The organism is Dietzia sp. Die43 (assembly GCF_024519835.1).
Lineage (GTDB): Bacteria > Actinomycetota > Actinomycetes > Mycobacteriales > Mycobacteriaceae > Dietzia > Dietzia kunjamensis.
In genome coordinates, this window is record NZ_JALJRF010000010.1 from 123581 (window position 1) to 140336 (window position 16756).

9 protein-coding genes and 2 tRNA genes are annotated in these 16756 nt (G+C 72.2%); 5 read left to right on the top strand and 6 right to left on the bottom strand.

What is annotated here, in order from left to right; all coding sequences use genetic code 11:
- The first annotated feature begins 36 nt into the window (after window positions 1-36).
- Window positions 37-109, top strand: a tRNA-His gene (locus tag NR111_RS10355).
- An 89-nt stretch (window positions 110-198) separates the two neighbouring features.
- Here the strand turns inward: NR111_RS10355 and NR111_RS10360 are convergent.
- A complete protein-coding gene (locus NR111_RS10360) occupies window positions 199-1188 on the bottom strand; it encodes a DUF2804 domain-containing protein (protein ID WP_256820729.1) in 990 nt (329 codons plus the stop codon).
- 109 nt (window positions 1189-1297) lie between these two features.
- Here NR111_RS10360 and NR111_RS10365 point away from each other — a divergent pair, with 109 nt between their 5' ends.
- A complete protein-coding gene (locus tag NR111_RS10365; RefSeq protein ID WP_256820730.1) occupies window positions 1298-2539 on the top strand; it encodes a cation:proton antiporter in 1242 nt (413 codons plus the stop codon).
- Between the two features lie 67 nt (window positions 2540-2606).
- Here NR111_RS10365 and NR111_RS10370 read toward each other — a convergent pair whose 3' ends face one another.
- Both NR111_RS10370 and NR111_RS10375 read right to left on the bottom strand, forming a co-directional pair.
- Window positions 2607-2819: a hypothetical protein gene (locus NR111_RS10370; RefSeq protein ID WP_256820731.1), complete on the bottom strand. Its 213-nt coding sequence runs from the start codon at window positions 2817-2819 to the stop codon at window positions 2607-2609.
- A 4-nt stretch (window positions 2820-2823) separates the two neighbouring features.
- Window positions 2824-4056, bottom strand: coding sequence for an Ig-like domain-containing protein (locus NR111_RS10375; protein ID WP_256820732.1), 1233 nt, complete (start codon window positions 4054-4056; stop codon window positions 2824-2826).
- 201 nt (window positions 4057-4257) lie between these two features.
- Between NR111_RS10375 and NR111_RS10380 the strand changes: the two genes are divergently transcribed.
- Window positions 4258-4330: transfer RNA gene (locus tag NR111_RS10380), tRNA-Lys, on the top strand.
- A gap of 267 nt (window positions 4331-4597) precedes the next feature.
- Here NR111_RS10380 and NR111_RS10385 read toward each other — a convergent pair.
- Entirely contained in the window at window positions 4598-4873 is a 276-nt protein-coding gene (locus NR111_RS10385) for a DUF3618 domain-containing protein (protein ID WP_067719851.1), read from the bottom strand.
- A 151-nt stretch (window positions 4874-5024) separates the two neighbouring features.
- Between NR111_RS10385 and NR111_RS10390 the strand changes: the two genes are divergently transcribed.
- A complete protein-coding gene (locus NR111_RS10390; RefSeq protein WP_083249479.1) occupies window positions 5025-5531 on the top strand; it encodes a peroxiredoxin in 507 nt (168 codons plus the stop codon).
- 7 nt (window positions 5532-5538) lie between these two features.
- Window positions 5539-6327, top strand: coding sequence for a TetR/AcrR family transcriptional regulator (locus tag NR111_RS10395; protein WP_256820733.1), 789 nt, complete (start codon window positions 5539-5541; stop codon window positions 6325-6327).
- Window positions 6328-6596: 269 nt separating this feature from the next.
- Here the strand turns inward: NR111_RS10395 and NR111_RS10400 are convergent, their stop codons facing one another.
- Complete coding sequence (locus tag NR111_RS10400; RefSeq protein WP_206474633.1) at window positions 6597-7142, bottom strand: holo-ACP synthase; 546 nt, start codon at window positions 7140-7142, stop codon at window positions 6597-6599.
- 24 nt (window positions 7143-7166) lie between these two features.
- Window positions 7167-16652 carry a type I polyketide synthase gene (locus tag NR111_RS10405; protein WP_256820734.1) on the bottom strand — a complete coding sequence of 3162 codons (9486 nt, stop codon included), beginning with the start codon at window positions 16650-16652 and terminating at the stop codon, window positions 7167-7169.
- Window positions 16653-16756: the final 104 nt, after the last annotated feature.

Below are 16756 nucleotides of genomic sequence, written 5' to 3' on the forward strand. Positions count from 1 at the left end.
GTAAAGTCGTCAGCGCTGTCCGCAAGGACGGCGGTGGTGGCTGTAGTTCAGCTGGTAGAGCACCAGATTGTGATTCTGGATGTCGCGGGTTCGAGCCCCGTCAGCCACCCCGAGCGCAGGGCCCGGACCTCACGGTCCGGGCCCTGCTCCTTTCTGCCGATTCGCCTCACGTTCTCGAGGGTATCGCCGCTCCGGCTGCTACCAGCGGTTGCGGGACTGCTCCGCCCAACCGACCAGCCCGTCTAGCGAGACCTGCGACCCGTCGTCCAGCACCCCGGTTCCGTGCCAGACGCCGAACGCCTGGTGCGTCTTCACCGCCAGCACTCCGAGCTCGGTGATGTCGCGGCGTAGATGGAACGGCGTGAGCGTCGCGTCGAGGCGCTCACCCCGCACCCGCCAGGGCCCCGCCGGATCCGTGAGGTCGTAGCTCCACCGCAGGTCCTCGCCGAGCTTGTGCATCCGGCCGTCCACCAGGATCCCGTTCTCGGTGGACCCTGTGCCGTCCGTCCACTTCCCACCGACCTGGATCGCGCGTGTCGAGCCGTCCACCACCCCACTGCCGGCGCCCCAGTTCCAGGTGGTCGCGTAGCGCCAGCGGCCACGCCCGCGGTCCAGGACCGCCCACCCCGTGCCGAGGTCGTGCGTCGTGCCGTCCAGGGTCACCGTGCCGGTGACGGGATTGGCGAGATCCTTGAGCGTGTACTGGAACCGGCGCTCACTCCACGGCACCACCACCGCGAGACTGTCATGGCCCGCGCGCTCGACCTCCAGGCTCACCTGCAGTCCCCGCGCCTGCACACGGATGGAGGTGCGCCCCTCGTCGTCGTCGTCGACCTCGATCCCCACGCGCCCCGCACCCACGCCGGCCGACGCGTGAAGGGTCCCGTCACCGGGGTCGTCGCCGAAGCGGGGCCGGTGCAGGGGCCGGATGCCGCTGCGGGTCGTCTCCACGCCCGTCCGGCGGTCCAGCACATAGACCGCGCAGTTGGCCAGGTAGTCCAGACCCGCCACCGTCAGCCCCACCACGAACCGGTCGGTGACGATCCCCCAGTACTCCCAGCGCTTGGTGCGGCCCCAACCGGCGATCCGTGTGCGGTGCACGGGCGACCGGGACCACCCCACCGCCTCCGGGTTGAGCCGGCGGCCGCAGGCCAGGTCGACGGGCCGGGTGATCTCGCGCTCGGTCATGGGATCACTCTTGCAGGTGCCTGCGCCGCGACGGGCGGAGGGCACGGATGCGGAAGCGCCCGGGCTCTCCTATGGTGCGGGGTGATCCGACTGACCCGGGGAGGAACCGTTGTCCACGCTCGATGTGTTGCTGGCGATCGTCGGGGCGCTCGGGGTGGTGATCGTGGCGTTCTCCGCACGACTACGCCAGTGGCCCGTGACGGAGCCACTGCTCGCGCTCGTCGCCGGGATCGTCCTGGGGCCGGCAGTCCTCGGGGTGCTCGACGTGCCCGACATCGTCGCCGAACATTCGACCCTCCACCACGGCGCGGAGATCCTCCTGGCCATCTCGGTGATGGGCGTGGCCCTGCGGTACCCCTTCTCGGCGATCAGGACCCACTGGCGTCGACTCGCGTTGCTGCTGGTGCTCGTCCTGCCCGGGATGGCGCTCGTCTCCACCGGGCTGGCGATGTGGGTGCTCGGCATCCCCTTCGCACTCGCCCTGCTGTTCGGAACCGCCATCTGCCCCACCGACCCCGTCCTCGCGTCGAGCGTCGTCACCGGAGAGGAGGCCGAGGAGGACCTGCCGGAGCACGACCGCCAACTACTGTCGCTCGAATCGGGCGCGAACGACGGACTCGCCCTCCCCCTCGTCCTGGTCGCCCTGGCGGTCGCCACCCCGCTCACCGCCGGGCAGGCGGCTGGTGAGGCCGCCTGGCAGATCGCGGGCGCCCTCGTCGTAGGGATCATCGCGGGCGTGGCGGCCGCCACAGCGCTGCACTTCTCGGAACGACACCACGACACCGAGACCGGGCCGATTCTGCTGTACACACTCCTCCTGGCGCTGCTCGTCCTGGGAGTATCGGGCATCATCGGGGTCAACGGCATCTTCGGCGCGTTCGTCGCCGGACTCGCGTTCAACGTCACCAGCTCCGGCAGTGAACGTCGGACCGAGGTCGAGATCGACGAGGCCGTCAACCAGTTCGCGGTGATCCCCTTCTTCGTCGCCCTCGGCGCGATGATCCCGTGGGTCGAGTGGGGCCGGCTCGGATGGGGCGCGGTGTGGCTCACGGCCGCGGTGCTGCTGCTGCGCCGGCCGCCACTGATCCTCGCCGTGATGAAGCCGCTGGGGCTGAAGCCTCGGGGCGCCGCCTACCTCGGCTGGTTCGGGCCCGTCGGCGTCGCGGCGGTCTTCTACCTGACGGAAGAGGCCTCCCGCGCGGGCGCGGACCCGGTGCTCCTCGGTGCGGGCACGCTGATCGTCGTGGCCAGTACCGTCGCGCACGGCCTCACCGCCGCACCCGGACGCGCGCTGTTCCGGGCGGCCGCCGAGCGCGATCCGAGTTCGCCCACCTCGTCGTCGTCGTCCTGAAGTTGTCCTGAACCCCGCCACGGGGCTCTCACCCCTGCCCTCGGGGCCCGCCGGTCACCCGGCGGCTCTACTCGAGGTCCCGGCCGTCGTCGGTCCCCGCGTCGAGCTCGTCACCACCCGGGCCGCGTGACTCGCGATGAGCGGCCTCCACCGCCCAGATCATGACACCGACCGACGGGCCCAGGGCCACGCCCAGCCCGATGTTGTCCAGCGCGGCACCGAACGCCACGCCGATCCCCATCCCGATGCCGATCCACAGGCCCAGCCGGGAGGAATCCATCGGCTCAGGCCGCGCCCTGATCGGCGTTGCCGGCCTTCCAGGTCTCCCACGGGACGTTCCAGTCGCCCAGGCCGTCCCATCCCGGCAGCGTGTCGCCCACCGTGCCGGTGACCTCGAAGACGTCGCCGCGCTTGGCGTTGTCGTAGAACCACTTCGCGTCCGCCGTGGTGACGTTGAGGCAGCCGTGGCTCGTGTTCTGGCTTCCCTGCGCCCAGACCGACCACGGCGCGGCGTGGACGAAAATGCCGCTGTACGACATCCGGGTCGCGTACTGCACCGGGGTGCGATACCCCTCGGCCGAGTCCACGGCCACGCCGTACGTCGACGAGTCCATGATCATCGAGGCGTGCTTCTCACCGATCACGTAGACCCCGTTGGGGGTCGGGGTGGCGGCCTTGCCCATCGAGGTGGGCATGGTCTTGACGACCTCGCCGTTGCGCTCGATGACGATCTGCTTGGTCGAGTCGTCCACCCGGGAGATCACGGCGTCGCCGATCTCGAAGCTGCTCTGGGCGTCCTGCTGGCCGTACATCCCGCCACCGAGGTCCTGGCCGTAAATGTCGACGTGGACGTCGATCTTGGTGCCGGGCGCCCAGTACTCAGCCGGACGCCAGCGGACCTCCTGGTCGGAGACCCAGTAGAACGCGCCCTCGACCGCGGGCTCGGTCGTGATGTGGATGTTGTCCTGAGCCGCCCGACGGTCCGCGATCGGCTCGTCGAACATCACCGCGACCGGCTGCCCGATACCCACCACGGATCCCTCACCCGTGGTCAGGTAGGCCGCCGTCATGATGTTGGGCGTCAGCGTGGAGAAGCTGGCGTTCCTCCGGGTGACCAGGCCGGCCTCGTCCGTGGCGGTCGACTCCAGCGTGTACTGGCGGCCGTAGCCGAGCTCCTCGGTGGTGCGCCACTCGGTGAACTCGGGATTGAACTCGCCCTCGACCTGTTGGCCCTCGGGATTGCGCATCACCACCGAGTCGAACCGGCCGTCCCGCGCAGTGAGCACGATGGGCTCGACCGGGTTGGCGTCGGTGGAACCCTCCGCCACCGACAGGTCGATCACGGCAGAGGGCTCCGCAGGAGCCTCCGCGACCTGCGTGTCCTGCGGACCGCCGTCGCCGATGGTGCAGCCCGTGAGCAGGAGCGTCCCCGTGAACACCGCGGCCAGTCCGAGGCGGGCCTTCGACCGGATTCCGGTTGCTCGCCGCCCCGTCCGATCCGTTGTGCTCACGTTCACTGATGCCCCTTCCGACGTGCGCTTCCCCCCGGACGCAGCCGCGGCCGAGAAGATGTCCCCCCCAGTATGCCTGGTCACATCGCCGCACTCCATATCGAAACACCAGGGCAGGCAGTGTCCACAACCCCGATTCACCCCTCGTGAACAGGCGATTTCGTGAACCGACTCGGCTGCTGTTACTGTTTCTCTCGCACCAAGCAAGCGCCATTAGCTCAATTGGCAGAGCAGCTGACTCTTAATCAGCGGGTTCGGGGTTCGAGTCCCTGATGGCGCACAACAGAGAAAGCCCCGGGTCCACGACCCGGGGTTTTTTCGTGCGCCGGGCCGCCTGAGGCGCGCCGGATCGCCTCGCCAGAGCGGGACTCGACTGGTGCCCGGTCGGACGGGGCGATGCGGGTAGCCGAACGGAAACGACGAGAGCGTCCCGCACACGCCCCCGGTGACGGGGGTGGGCGGAACGCTCTCGGGAGTCGGGCGGGGATGCCCCTGCCGGGCAGGGTCCCCGGGCGGGGCTCCGGACGCCCGGGGGAGGCCAGTCGCCTCAGAGGGCGCGACGGGCCGCCAGGTAGGCCTCGATGCGCTGACGCTCCTTGCGCTTGTTGACCATTGACACGGTGATCCCGCCGACGACCAGCGTCGCGATACCCCCGAGCACCGCCAGGACGCGCGGGTCCTTGAGTGCCGCGGTGGCGCGCTCCTTGCCCTCGGACGCGAGGTTCTTCGGATTCACCCGGTCGATGATCTCGTCCAAGGTCGTCGCGAGATCGTCACGCGCCTTGGCGATGTCGCCTTCGATGCTGTCGTAACTCCTGGACACGAGACCTCCGTCGATCGCTCGTCCGCGGGGCGCCCCGCGGGTTCTTGACCCCGCCCACGCTACTGCACCCGGCGTGGATCCGCGCCCGTGCACCGAAGCATCGGATAGGTTGGGATGGTCCGCCGCCCCGACCCGACCCCCAGGAGCACCGGTGACCGCACCACGGCTCGAGGTGGGCCAGACGGCCCCCGCCTTCACCCTCCCCGACGCCGACGGCACACCCACGTCGCTCCGGGAGCTCCTCGACGAGCACGGGAAGGTCCTCGTGTACGCCTACCCGGCCGCGATGACACCGGGCTGCACCACTGAGACCGTGGACTTCGAGAACGCGCTGCAACAGTTGAACGACGCCGGCCTCGGCGTGGTCGGCGTCTCCCCCGACGCCCCCGAGAAGCTGGCGCGGTTCCGCGACAAGTACGGCATCACGTTCCCCCTCCTGTCGGATCCGGACAAGACGATGCTCACCGAGTGGGGAGCCTTCGGCGAGAAGAAGAACTACGGCAAAACGGTGATGGGCGTGATCCGCTCAACCTTTGTCGTCGACTCCGACGGCACCGTGTCGATGGCCCGGTACAACGTCCGTGCCAAGGGTCACGTCGCGATGGTCGCCAAGCTGCTCGAGATCGAGTTGCCCGAATCCGATCCCGCGGAGGGCTGACCCACCCATGACCACCGACCCGTCCGAACGCGCGCAGGAGCCGCCGCAGGATCCCACCGACGAGGCCGTCCAGGACGAACCGAACATCCTCGTCCCCCGCCGCCGGCCCATCCAGGAGCGCAGCCGCAAGAAATTCCAGGCGCTACTGTCCTCGGCCCGGGAAGTGCTGGTCGAGGTGGGATTCGACTCGTTCACCTGCGAGGAGGTCGCCTCACGTGCGGGCGTTCCGATCGGGACGCTCTACCAGTTCTTCGCCAACAAGTACGTGCTGGTGTGCGAGCTGGACCGCCAGGACGCCCACGGGGTGATCGAGGAGGTCGAGCGGTTCGCCCAGAAGATCCCGGCGCTGGACTGGCCCGAGCTGCTCAACGATTTCCTGGACCACCTGGCCGACCTGTGGTTGCGCGACCCCTCCCGTCGGGCGGTCTGGCTCGCGACGCAGGCCACTCCCGCCACCCGCGCCACGGCGGCGGTGAACGAGCGCGAGATCGCCCGGATGATCGCCAGCGTGCTGGCACCGCTCATGCCCGCCACCGAGCGTGAGCGCCGCGCGTTCATGGCAGAGGTCCTGGTCCACGTGGCGTACTCGATGCTCAACTTCTCGGTCAGCGCCGGCCACGTCCCCCCGGGCCCCGTCACCAGCGCGGACCCCGGGGATGGCAGCGGGGTCTCCTCCGGCGCGAGCAGCGGTTCGGCCGGTGGCGAGGACATCCACGACGCCACCGTCACCGAGCTCAAGCGGATGCTCACCGCCTACCTCTGGCTGGCGGAGAAGGAAGCAGCCCAGAGCGACTGACCCGCCTGGCGGCGGCCCGACGGGCCTGTTCCCGCGGGTGGGCGCTACCGACCCGGTGGCGTCGCACCGACTCCACCGACAGGTGCGCGCCCGGAATGGATTATTCAGAGCGCACGGCCCCTCCATCTGCGAGCAGACCGGACGCACAAGCCGAAGAGGACGCGTTAGTCGCCGGCGCGGCGGTGGCCGGGCGCAGGCGGTGGCCGGGCGCAGGCGGTGGCCGGACGCAAACGGCAGCCCGGCGCGCACAGCGGCTGGCGGCCGCGCTACTAGCCGCCCGGGCCCTCGAGCACCACGAACGCGATCGCCGATCCACCGTCGTGACTGAGTGAGACGTTCCAACGAGCGCCCTCGCCGATTGTCGCGGCCACCTGACGGGCCACCTCTCCCCCGAGCCGCACGGAGGGTCGACCCCAGTTATCGCACACGGTCTCGATCTCGGACCACCGCAGCAGGTCCGGAGCAATGGGCGGGGGCTCGCCATAAAGCGCCGCCGACCATGCCTTGACGACCGCCTCCTTCGCCGCCCAGCGGGCAGCGAGGTGACGCGCCAGCGGGTCCTCCCGGCGGGCGGGCGCCGGCCCCGAGGTCGCTGGCGCCGAGGTCCCAGGCGCCGAGGCCCCCGACGCACCTGACGACGACGACACCGTGGCCTCCCCCGGTCTCGCCCCGCGGGATTCGGCGCGTTCGCGGCACTGCCTGCGCTCGGTGGCCGAGAACGCCCTGGTGAGCCGCGTGCCGGGTTCGGCCAGAGACGCGGCGAAGGCGCCGAGGTCGACGATGTCGACCCCGACGCCTCTCACCCCGGTCGTCACTGCTCTGCCGTCACTGCCCGGCCGTCACCGGCCGGCGGTCTGCGCAGACGCGGCTGTCTCCGCGGACCCGGTGTCCGTGGACCCCGCAGCGGCGAGGATGCCGTCGGCGTCGAGTCGCGCGGCCGGATCGAGCAGGACCGCGGCCTCGCGCTCCTTGACCTCGTCGGCCGAACCCTCGCCCAGTCGACGCGCCTCGGGACGGGCGTAGAGCGCCTCCCCGCCGTAGATGGCATCGGTCAGGCGACGGGCGCCCTCACGCTCGCGCCGCAGGCCGGCCTCGCGGATGCGCTCGGACTCGTCCTGCCCGTACTCCGCGGCGACCGCCCGGTGGAAGGCCTCCGGGTGGGCGACGGCGATGAGGCCCGAGACGTGGCCGAAGCCCAGCGAGGTCAGCAGACCGGCCTTGAGCGGCAGGTCACCGCCAAGCTGCAGGGTCTCCCGCAGCCACACCAGGTGGCGGTGGCGGTCCAGGACGTCGTCGACGCAGTCCAGGGCGCGGTTCGGCGGCAGCGTGCCCGACCGCAGCATCTGGGTCAGCCCGATGAGCTGGAATGCCGCGGCGCCACCCTTGGCGTGCCCGGTGAGCGACTTCTGCGACACCACGAACAGCGGGTTGCCCTCCGACCGACCGATCGCGGCGGCGAGCCGCTCGTGCAGGTCGGACTCGTTGGGGTCGTTGGCCTTGGTCGAGGTGTCGTGCTTGCTCACCACGGCCACGTCGTCGGCGGTCAGGCCGAGCTGCGCGAGCCCGCGGGCCAGCGGCGAGCGCTGCCCACCGCGACCGGCACCGAGCGCACCCAGGCCGGGGGCCGGGATGGAGGTGTGCGCACCGTCCGCGTACGACCCGGCCCAGGCCACGACGCCCGTGACCGGCAGGCCCATGCGGGCCGCGACGTCGCCGCGCGCCAGCAGGATCGTGCCGCCGCCCTGCGACTCGACGAACCCGCCGCGCCGCCGGTCGTTGGCCCGGCTGTAGTGCCGCTCGTCGATCCCCTTGGCCGCCATGGCCGCGGAGTCGGCGGTCGCGGACATGTCGGCGAAGCCCTGGATGCCCTCGGTGGACAGGTCGTCGAACCCGCCGGCCACCACGAACTCGGCCTTGCCGGCGCGGATCTTGTCGAAGCCCTCCTCGACGCTCACCGCGGTGGTGGCGCAGGCCGCCACCGGGTGGACCATCGAGCCGTAGCCGCCGACGTAGGACTGCATGACGTGCGCGGCCACGACGTTGGGCAGCGCCTCCTGCAGCGTGTCGTTGGCGCGGCTGCGGCCGAGGATGCCGTCGATGTACAGCGAGCGCATGCTCGTCATGCCGCCCATACCGGTGCCCTGCGTGTTGGCGACGTCGGCCGGGTGGACGTGGGCCAGCAGCTCCGCCGGGGTGAAGCCCGAGGAGATGAAGGCGTCCACGGTGGCGACGAGGTTCCACGCCGCCACCCGGTCGATGCCGGAGACCATGTCGGCCGGGATGCCCCACGCCGTGGGGTCGAAGCCGGTGGGGATCTGCCCGCCGACCACCCGGGTCAGGGTGGCGCGGCGCGGCACCCGGATCTCGGTGCCGGCCTTGCGGGTGACCGTCCACTCGCCGTCCTCGCTCTGGGTGACGACGGTGTTCTCCGGGTCGTCGGACTGGTAGGCGCGAGCCTGGGCCTCGTCGTCCACCACGAAGGACAGGTCCTCCGGCAGGAACACCGAGGTGAGCTGCGGCGAGGTGTTATCAAACATCTCCGCCCGCGAATCGTTGGCGTAGGTGCGCACGCCCACCCGGGCGAGGACCTCGTCATGGAAACGCTCGGCGATGTCGGCCTCGTCGATCGGGTCACCGGAGGAGGTGACCGTCCAGCCGGCGCGCGGCGAGTCCTCCCAGGTGATGAGCCCGGTCGACCAGGCCAGCTCGACCACGCCGGCGGCGGTGAGGTCGCCGGTGGTCTCCACCTCGAAGCGGGTGCGGGCACTGCCGTAGGGGCCGACCTCGCCGGCGCCCACCATCACGACCATGTCCTCGAGCTGCTGGGTGACCTCGCCCCACTCGGGACGCTCATCGGCGGTGACCGTCGGCAGCGAGGGCAGCGCGGCGATCGTGCCCGCGGCGTCCTCGGTCGAGGCCTCGGTGGGGGCGGCCGGACGGTCCGCCGCGAGGGCCGACATGTCCAGGTCGGCCGTGCCGAGTCCGCCGGTGAGGTCGACGGTGACGGGGGCGTCACCGGCCGCGGAACGGAAGTCCGGGGTGCACCAGCGCAGCAGCTCGGCAGCCATCTCGGCCGTCGACCAGGTGGACACGCCCGCGGCCTCGACGGCCTCGACGAGCGGGTCGTTGTGACCCATGAGTCCGGTGCCACGGACCCAGCCGATGATGGCGTGGACGAAGGTCACGCGCTCCGACCAGGACTTCTCCGAGCCCCACTTGGCGATCATGGCGTCCAGCGCGGCCTTGGCCTCGCCGTAGGCGCCGTCGCCGCCGAACATGCCCCGGTTGGGCGAGCCCGGCAGGACCACGTGCAGTCGGGAGTCGACGTCGGTGTCGGCACCGATCGCACCGAGTCCGGCGACGAGCTTCTCCACGCCCCACAGCAGGACGCGCATCTCGGTCTCGGCGCGCGGGCCGGCGTCGGCCATCGAGCCCTGGACGCGGGGGGCCGCGAACGGGAACAGCAGCGTCGGGGTGAGGGCCGGCTTGAGCACGGTGGTCTGGCCACCGGCCGATTCGGCGTGCTCGGATCCGACCCACTCGACCAGCGCGTCGACGTCCGAGTAGGAGGTCAGGTTGGCCGGCAGGACCCACAGCGCCGCGCCGCCACGGGCGTTGCTGCGGTACAGGTCCTTGAAGAAGGCCAGCTTGGACTGGTCCAGGTTGGAGGTGGTGGCCACCACGGTGGCGCCGCCCGCCAGGAGGCGTCCGGTGACGGCGGCGGCGATGGAGCCCTTGCCGGCGCCGGTGACGACGGCGACGTCACCCGCGTACTCGCCGACGAACTCCTCGGCCGCGACCTCCGAGATCTCCCGGTAGGCGCTCGCCAGGGCGTCGCGGCGGGCATCGGTCGCCCGGGCCGCCCACCAGCGGGCCTGCTCGGCGACGATCTCGCCGGCACCGCGGAAGGCGTCCGCCGCGTCGGCGGGCACGTCGGACCGGGTCCACAGGCGGGCCAGGTCCTCGCGGGCCGAGGCCCAGCGGTCGTCCATGAGGACGGCGCGGCCGGCGTCGAAGGCCGGGGCCACCACGCGGCGCCAGTCGGCGCCGAGTTCTGCGGCCACGAGGTCGGCCAGCTCGGAGTCCGGGTCGGCCTCGGCGAGCAGGTCGACGGTCTCGGGCTCGAGGTGTCCGAGGCGGGTGAGCACGCCGCGTGCGGCGCGGGCCAGGACACCGTCGACGCCGGTGATCTCGTCGGCGAACTCGGTCAGCGCGGCGGAGTCGACGACTCCCCCGCCTCCGGCGCCGGACGACGGCATCGCGACGGCCACACCGTGCGCGGCACCGACGGCCGACACGGCGGCGTCGATGAGCGAGTCCAGGCCTGCCACGTCCTTGACGCCCGAGGCGTCGAGGGTGGCCAGGTCGCCGCCACGGATGGAGGCGCCGTCCCGGGTGCCCAGCGCGATCTCGGCGATCACGTGCTGGGCCCAGCCGGAGCCGAGCTCCCAGGGGCCGGTCACGCGCTCGGTGATGTAGGCGGCCCGCTTGCCGGTGCGGCCGAGGACCGCGCGCAGCGCCTCGCCGACCGCGTCGGACAGGACGGGGCCGAACGGGGCGTACCCGCGCGCCAGTCGTGAGACCTGGTCGGCCAGGGTCGGGAAGTCCGCCTCGGCGGCGCCGTCGATGGCGCCCAGGCTCAGCTCGGTGCCCAGGTCCAGCAGCAGCTGGTTGCGGCGCGAGGACACGCCGTCGCACAGCGTCTCGATGGAGTCGCCGGACGCGATCTGCTCGGGACGGACCTTGGTGCGCAGCGCCACCAGCATGCGGGTGGCGGCGGGCGCGCCGAACTCGAGGTCGTCCGGGCGGGGTGCACCGGGGGCGGCGGTCGCGGCCGGAGCCGCGTCTGATCGGTCCGCACCGGCCGTGCCGGGGGTGTTGACGGCCGGTGCGGGGTCTGTGGGGGCTGCCTGGTCGGCAGCCGCGGTGTTGGTCGAACCAGTGGTGGTGGATCCGGTGGAGGCGGAGCCGTCGCCGGCGTCCAGCTCGTCGTCGTCGACCTCCACGCTGGGCGGCAGGGTGCCGTACAACGTCGCCGCGTCGCGCTCGACGTTGATCACCTGGGCCCGGGGGCCGCGGTGCGTGGGCAGGTCGAGGGTCTTGGAGGCGAGGTTCGCGACGGTCGGGGCGTTGGAGACACCGACCTCGATGAACTGCTCGATACCGAGTCCGCCACGCTCTACGGGCGTGAAGAACAGCTCCTGGGTCTCGATCCACCGGACCGGGCTGGCGAACTGCCAGGCCAGCAGCTCCACGAGCAGCAGGCGACCCAGTCGCGTGGGGGTGGCGGCCCACTCGTCCCAGTTCGCGAGGACCTCGGCCAGCGACTCGGCCGGCACGAGATCGGCGATCTCCTGCACGAAGTCGCGCTCGAGGCTGAACAGGCGCGGCACGAGGTTCGGCACGTAGCGACCCACGAGCACCGAGATGTCGATGTCGTGCGGGATCAGCTCGTCGAGGGTGGCCCGGAAGTCCGGGACGCCTCCGCGCAGGACGGTGGAGTGGAACGGCACGTCGATGCCGGGCACCAGGATGAAGGCGTTCTTGCCGCCCGAGACCGCGAGCTCCCGCTCCACGGCCTTCTCCAGTGCCTTGCACCCGGCGACGGTCCCGGCGAGCGCGTACTGCGAGCCCGCCAGGTTGTAGTTGACGATCTCGATGAACTCGCCAGACTCGCGGGACACGCCGGCCACCCAGTCGGCGACCTCGTCATCCGAGATCCCCATCTGGGACGGACGGATCGCGGCCATGCGGTAGTCCGAACGGCCGTGGGCGTCACGCGGCACCAGCTGGTGCATGGTCGACCCGCGCTGGAAGACGATCTCCAGCAGCGGCTCCAACGCCAGCACGCCGGAGATGGCGGCCAGGGCGTCGTACTCGCCGATCGAGTGACCCGCGAAGTAGGCGTCCTCGATGAGCAGGCCGTCGGCCTCGAGCTCGGCGCGCTGCGCCACCGCCAGGCAGGCCATGGCGACCTGGGTGAACTGCGTCAGGTAGAGCACGCCGTCGGGGTGCCGGTGGACCTCACCGCGGACGGTGACCTCGGTGGGGTTCTCGCGGACGAGCGCCAGGATCGAGAAGCCGAGGGCGGAGCGGGTGTGCTTGTCGGCACGGTCCCAGATCTCGCGGGCGGCGGGGCAGCGGGTGCGGCCCTCCATCCCCATCCCCTTGGCCTGGATGCCCTGGCCGGGGAAGGCGTAGACGGTGCGCGGGGCCTCGGTCAGCGCGGTGGCGGCCATGACGGTGGCCCCGTCGACCGTGCACGTGACCTCGAGGACCTGGCCGCCGGCGTGGCGGCCGGTCTGCACGGCACGGACCTTGATGTGGTCGCCCGGGCGGACCGGGGCGAGCATGCGGGCGGTCCAGCCGGCGATCCGCAGGGCGGGGGTCTTCCCGTCGGAGGCCTGTACCGCGTGCTGCGCGGCGGCCGAGAGCCACATGCCGTGGACGATCACGCCGCCCAGTCCGGCCAGTTCGGCCGCCGTGTCGGAGACGTGGATCGGGTTGTGGTCGCCCGAGACCAGAGCGAACGCGGTCATGTCGTGCGGCGCGGTGATCGTGGTGGACACGCGCGCCTGGCGGGAGGTCTCGGCGGGCTCCGCGGCCCCACCGGACGCGGTGACGAGGGCGCCGCCGGCGGGGCGGGGGTCGCCCACCTCGGCGCGGCCCGTGCGGCCGCGGATCGCGAACCGCTCGGACAGGGTGCACAGCGGGGTGCGGGTGCCGTCGGACTCCTCCGCGGCCACCTCGACCGACACCTCGACCACCCGACCGAGGTCGGTGTCGCGGACACCGCCGGACCGGGCGACGACGACGAGGTCGGTCTCCTGCTGCGGCAGCGCCGCGTGCATGCGGACGCCGTGGTCCAGGTGGACCAGATCGAGCAGCCCCTCGACGACCGTGCCGGTGCCGCGCGCGCGGCGCGTCTCACCGAGTACGGCGAACACGGCCGGCCACGCGGCGCCCACGAGGGCGTCCGGGACGCCGGCGGACGGCACGACCGAGGTCGGCAGGCTGCCCGCGGTGACGCCCGTGTGGTCGATTGCGAGGGTGGGCTCGAAGGTGAAGCGGGCCGTGGCGATGTTGCCGTCGACCTCGGGGAGGGCGTCGATCGCGGCACCCCCCGCACCGCCGCGGCCGACGCCGGCGGCGGTGGCGAGCAGGGTACGCATGGCCGCCTCGGCGGCGGCGTCGGTGACGACCGGCGCGGCGCCGGTGGCCACGGCGTCGCCGAGGGTGATGGTGATGGTCATCTCGGTCGGGCCGATGGGCAGCGTCAGGTCGACGGTCTGCCCGTCGGCGGCCGGGGTGAGCACGGCGCCGGAGACCGGGTGGCGGCCGACGCCGTCGGCGTCGATCTCCCAGGCGTGGAGCACGCCGAGGCGGTGGACGGGGCTGATGACGAGACGGCCGGCCCAGGTGACGTCGGGGCTGTTGAGCACGTCCGCGACGGGCCCGGAGGCGGTGGTGACGATCCCGCGGCGGCGGCTGCTCACGGCCTCGGTGGAGGGCATGTAGCCGGACACGCGCTCGGCGGTGGCGGCCTCGAAGCGGTCGAGGAGGTCACCGACCGGCTCGTCGACGCGGGTGATGCCGGCGACGGCGGTCGTGCCGGGGATGATGCACACGGCGTCGGCGTCGTAGCGCGGATCGTGGGCCTGCCACAGCGAGTCCGAGCGCCACCAGCGGCGCACGTCACCGTCGATGACGGGCACGAACGGCACGGGCTTGCCGGGCATACGGCAGATGTCGAAGAACTCGGCGGCGTCGGCCGGGTGCAGCACGGCGTCGGCGAGCCCGGGGTACCGGGCGGCGAGGGCGGCGATCACCTCGGCCGGGCGCTCCATGGACTCCTCGCGAGGGAACGCCGAGACGATGCGACCGGTGTCGGCGGCGTCGAGTCGTGCCTCGGTGCGCTGCACCATGCGGTGGAAGCGCTCGCGGATGGTGGGGTCGAGCCACACCGAGCGGGTGCAGTCGGCCACGTCGCCGCCGAAGTCGGCGCCCAGGTCGAAGTCGTCCGTGGTGTGGGTGCTCGACCCGTCGACGGAGGCGCCGGGGGCGAGGGAGAGCTCGACGAAGCGGCGCAGCCACTGCTCGTAGGTCATGGAGTCGAGGTCGCCGAAGTAGGGCTTGGCGGTGCCGTTGATCGCGGCGATGATCTCGTCGCGGCGGGCGGCGACGGCGTCGGCGTCACCGGCGACCTCGTCGAGGAGGCGCCCGGTGCGCGCGGCGGTGTTGTCGATCTCGTGGATGTCCGCACCGAGCTGGCTGCGGCCGGAGGCCATGCCGCCGTCGGCCTGGCCGGCACCGACCCAGGCGTCGACGCCCACGGTGTCAACGAGCATCTGCTTGACCTGGGGGCTGGTGGTGGCCTCGAGGGTGGCCATGGCCGCGGTGCCGACGAGGATGCCGTCGACGGGCATGGCCGGGTAGCCATGGGCGTTGGCCCAGGACCCCGTCAGGTAGTCGGCCGCCCGCTCGGGGGTGCCGATGCCGCCGCCGACGCAGAGGACGACGTTGGGCCGCTCGCGCAGCATGGCGTAGGTGGCCAGCAGGAGGGCGTCGAGGTCCTCCCACGAGTGGTGTCCGCCGGCGCGGCCGCCCTCGACCTGGACGATCACCGGCATGTGGGGGACCTCGGCGGCGATGCGCACGACCTGGCGGATCTGGGCGACGGTGCCCGGCTTGAAGCTCACGTGCCGCAGTCCGGCCTCGGTGAGCTCCTCGATGAGGGCGACCGACTCGTCGAGCTCGGGGATGCCGGCGGTGACGATCACGCCGTCGAACGGCACGCCCGCGGCGCGGGCACGCTGGACGAGGCGCTTGCCGCCGACCTGCAGCTTCCACAGGTAGGGGTCGAGGAACAGGGAGTTGAACTGGGCGCTGCGTCCGGGCTCGAGGAGCTCGGTGAGGCGCTGGGTGTTCTCGGCGAAGATCGCCTCGGTGACCTGGCCGCCGCCGGCGAGCTCGGCCCAGTGGCCGGCGTTGGCCGCGGCCGCGACGATCGCGGGATCCACGGTGGTGGGCGTCATTCCGGCGAGAAGGATCGGCGAGCAACCGGTGAGGCGGGTGAAGGAGGTCTCCACGTGGACGCTGCCGTCGGGCAGGGTGACCAGCTGCGGCTGGAACGCGGTCCACGGCCGCTCGATCGGCGGGGTCGCACCCGGGGTGAAGAGGTTGCGCAGGCCGCCGCGGGTGGCGGCGGCGACCACGCCGACGCCCTGGCCGCGGATCACGGAGCGGTTGAGGCGGGTCAGCGCCTCGCCCGGGCCCATGTCGAGGATCCATTGGGCCCCGGCGTGCAGGGTCTCGGCCATCTCCTCGACCCAGTCGACCGGCTCGGCGAAGACCTGGCGGGCGAGGTGGGCGGCGCGGTCGGCGTCCAGGCCACAACGCTCCGCCCAGCGGGAAACGACGTCGACGGCCGGGGCCATCGCGGGGTGGTGGAACCCGACCTCGACGTCGAGCGGGTCGAAGACGGGGGCGAAGATCTCGCCGCCGGTGAGCTTGGCCTCGCGACGACGACGCGACTCGGCCTCGAGGTCGGCGCAGTGGCGACGCAGCTCCTCGAGATCGTCCGGTCGACCGACCACGACGTGGCGGCGCTGCGCGTTGCGGATGGAGACGGTGGGGCGGATCGTGGCGTCGACGCCGGCGAACAGCTCGTCGACCAGCGTGCGCAGGTCCTCGCCGTCGATCCCCGACACGCCCACCATGGGGCTCGCCTCGCCGCGGCGGAACAGACCGACGCGCCGTCCGACCAGGGTGGCGGCGGCGCCGATGAGCTCGGCGACGGCCAGCAGCCGGTCGTCGATGGACCCGAAGGTCTCCACCGACTCGACGGCGAGGATGCCCTGGGAGTGGCCGACCACGGCCGCGGGGGTCGTGTCATTGACGTCGAAGCCCTCGGCGGCAAGAGCCCGCAGGGCACCCATCTGCGTGAGCAGCACCGCGGGCAGCGAGACCGCGGCAGCGGAGAGGGAGGCGTCGTCGGGCAGGTCCGCGCCGTCCTCGTCCTCACCGGTGGTGGTGTTGGCCCACTCGATGGGCCGGAAGCCGTGCGTGCGGACGACGGCGATCTCGTCGTGGACGGGCTCGGTCAACGCGACGGAGGCGTCGACCAGGTCCTGGAGCTCCGGTCCGATACCCGTGCCGTCGATGAGGTCGCTCAGCGCGTCGCGCCACGCGATGCCCTGTCCACCGAAGGCGAGCGCGTAGGCCGTGCCCTCACGGAGCTCGTCTGCGAGAGCGGGGGCGCCGCGGCGGGCGGCGAAGCCGGTCTCGAGCGGGCGGGGGGTGAGGTCGCGGTCATCGATCGTCACGTGGGGAACTCCTTGGGCACTGCGTCAGGGACATCGCGTCGGCCGGCCAGCGGTTACGGCGCAGGACACAGATTGCCACACGAACTTGAGGGGTTCCTCAGCTT

Excerpts from the sequence above, each read along its gene's own strand:
- NR111_RS10360 (WP_256820729.1), bottom strand. The coding sequence starts at position 1,188 with ATGACCGAGCGCGAGATCACCCGGCCCGTCGACCTGGCCTGCGGCCGC.
- NR111_RS10370 (WP_256820731.1), bottom strand. The coding sequence starts at position 2,819 with ATGGATTCCTCCCGGCTGGGCCTGTGGATCGGCATCGGGATGGGGATC.
- NR111_RS10395 (WP_256820733.1), top strand. The coding sequence starts at position 5,539 with ATGACCACCGACCCGTCCGAACGCGCGCAGGAGCCGCCGCAGGATCCC.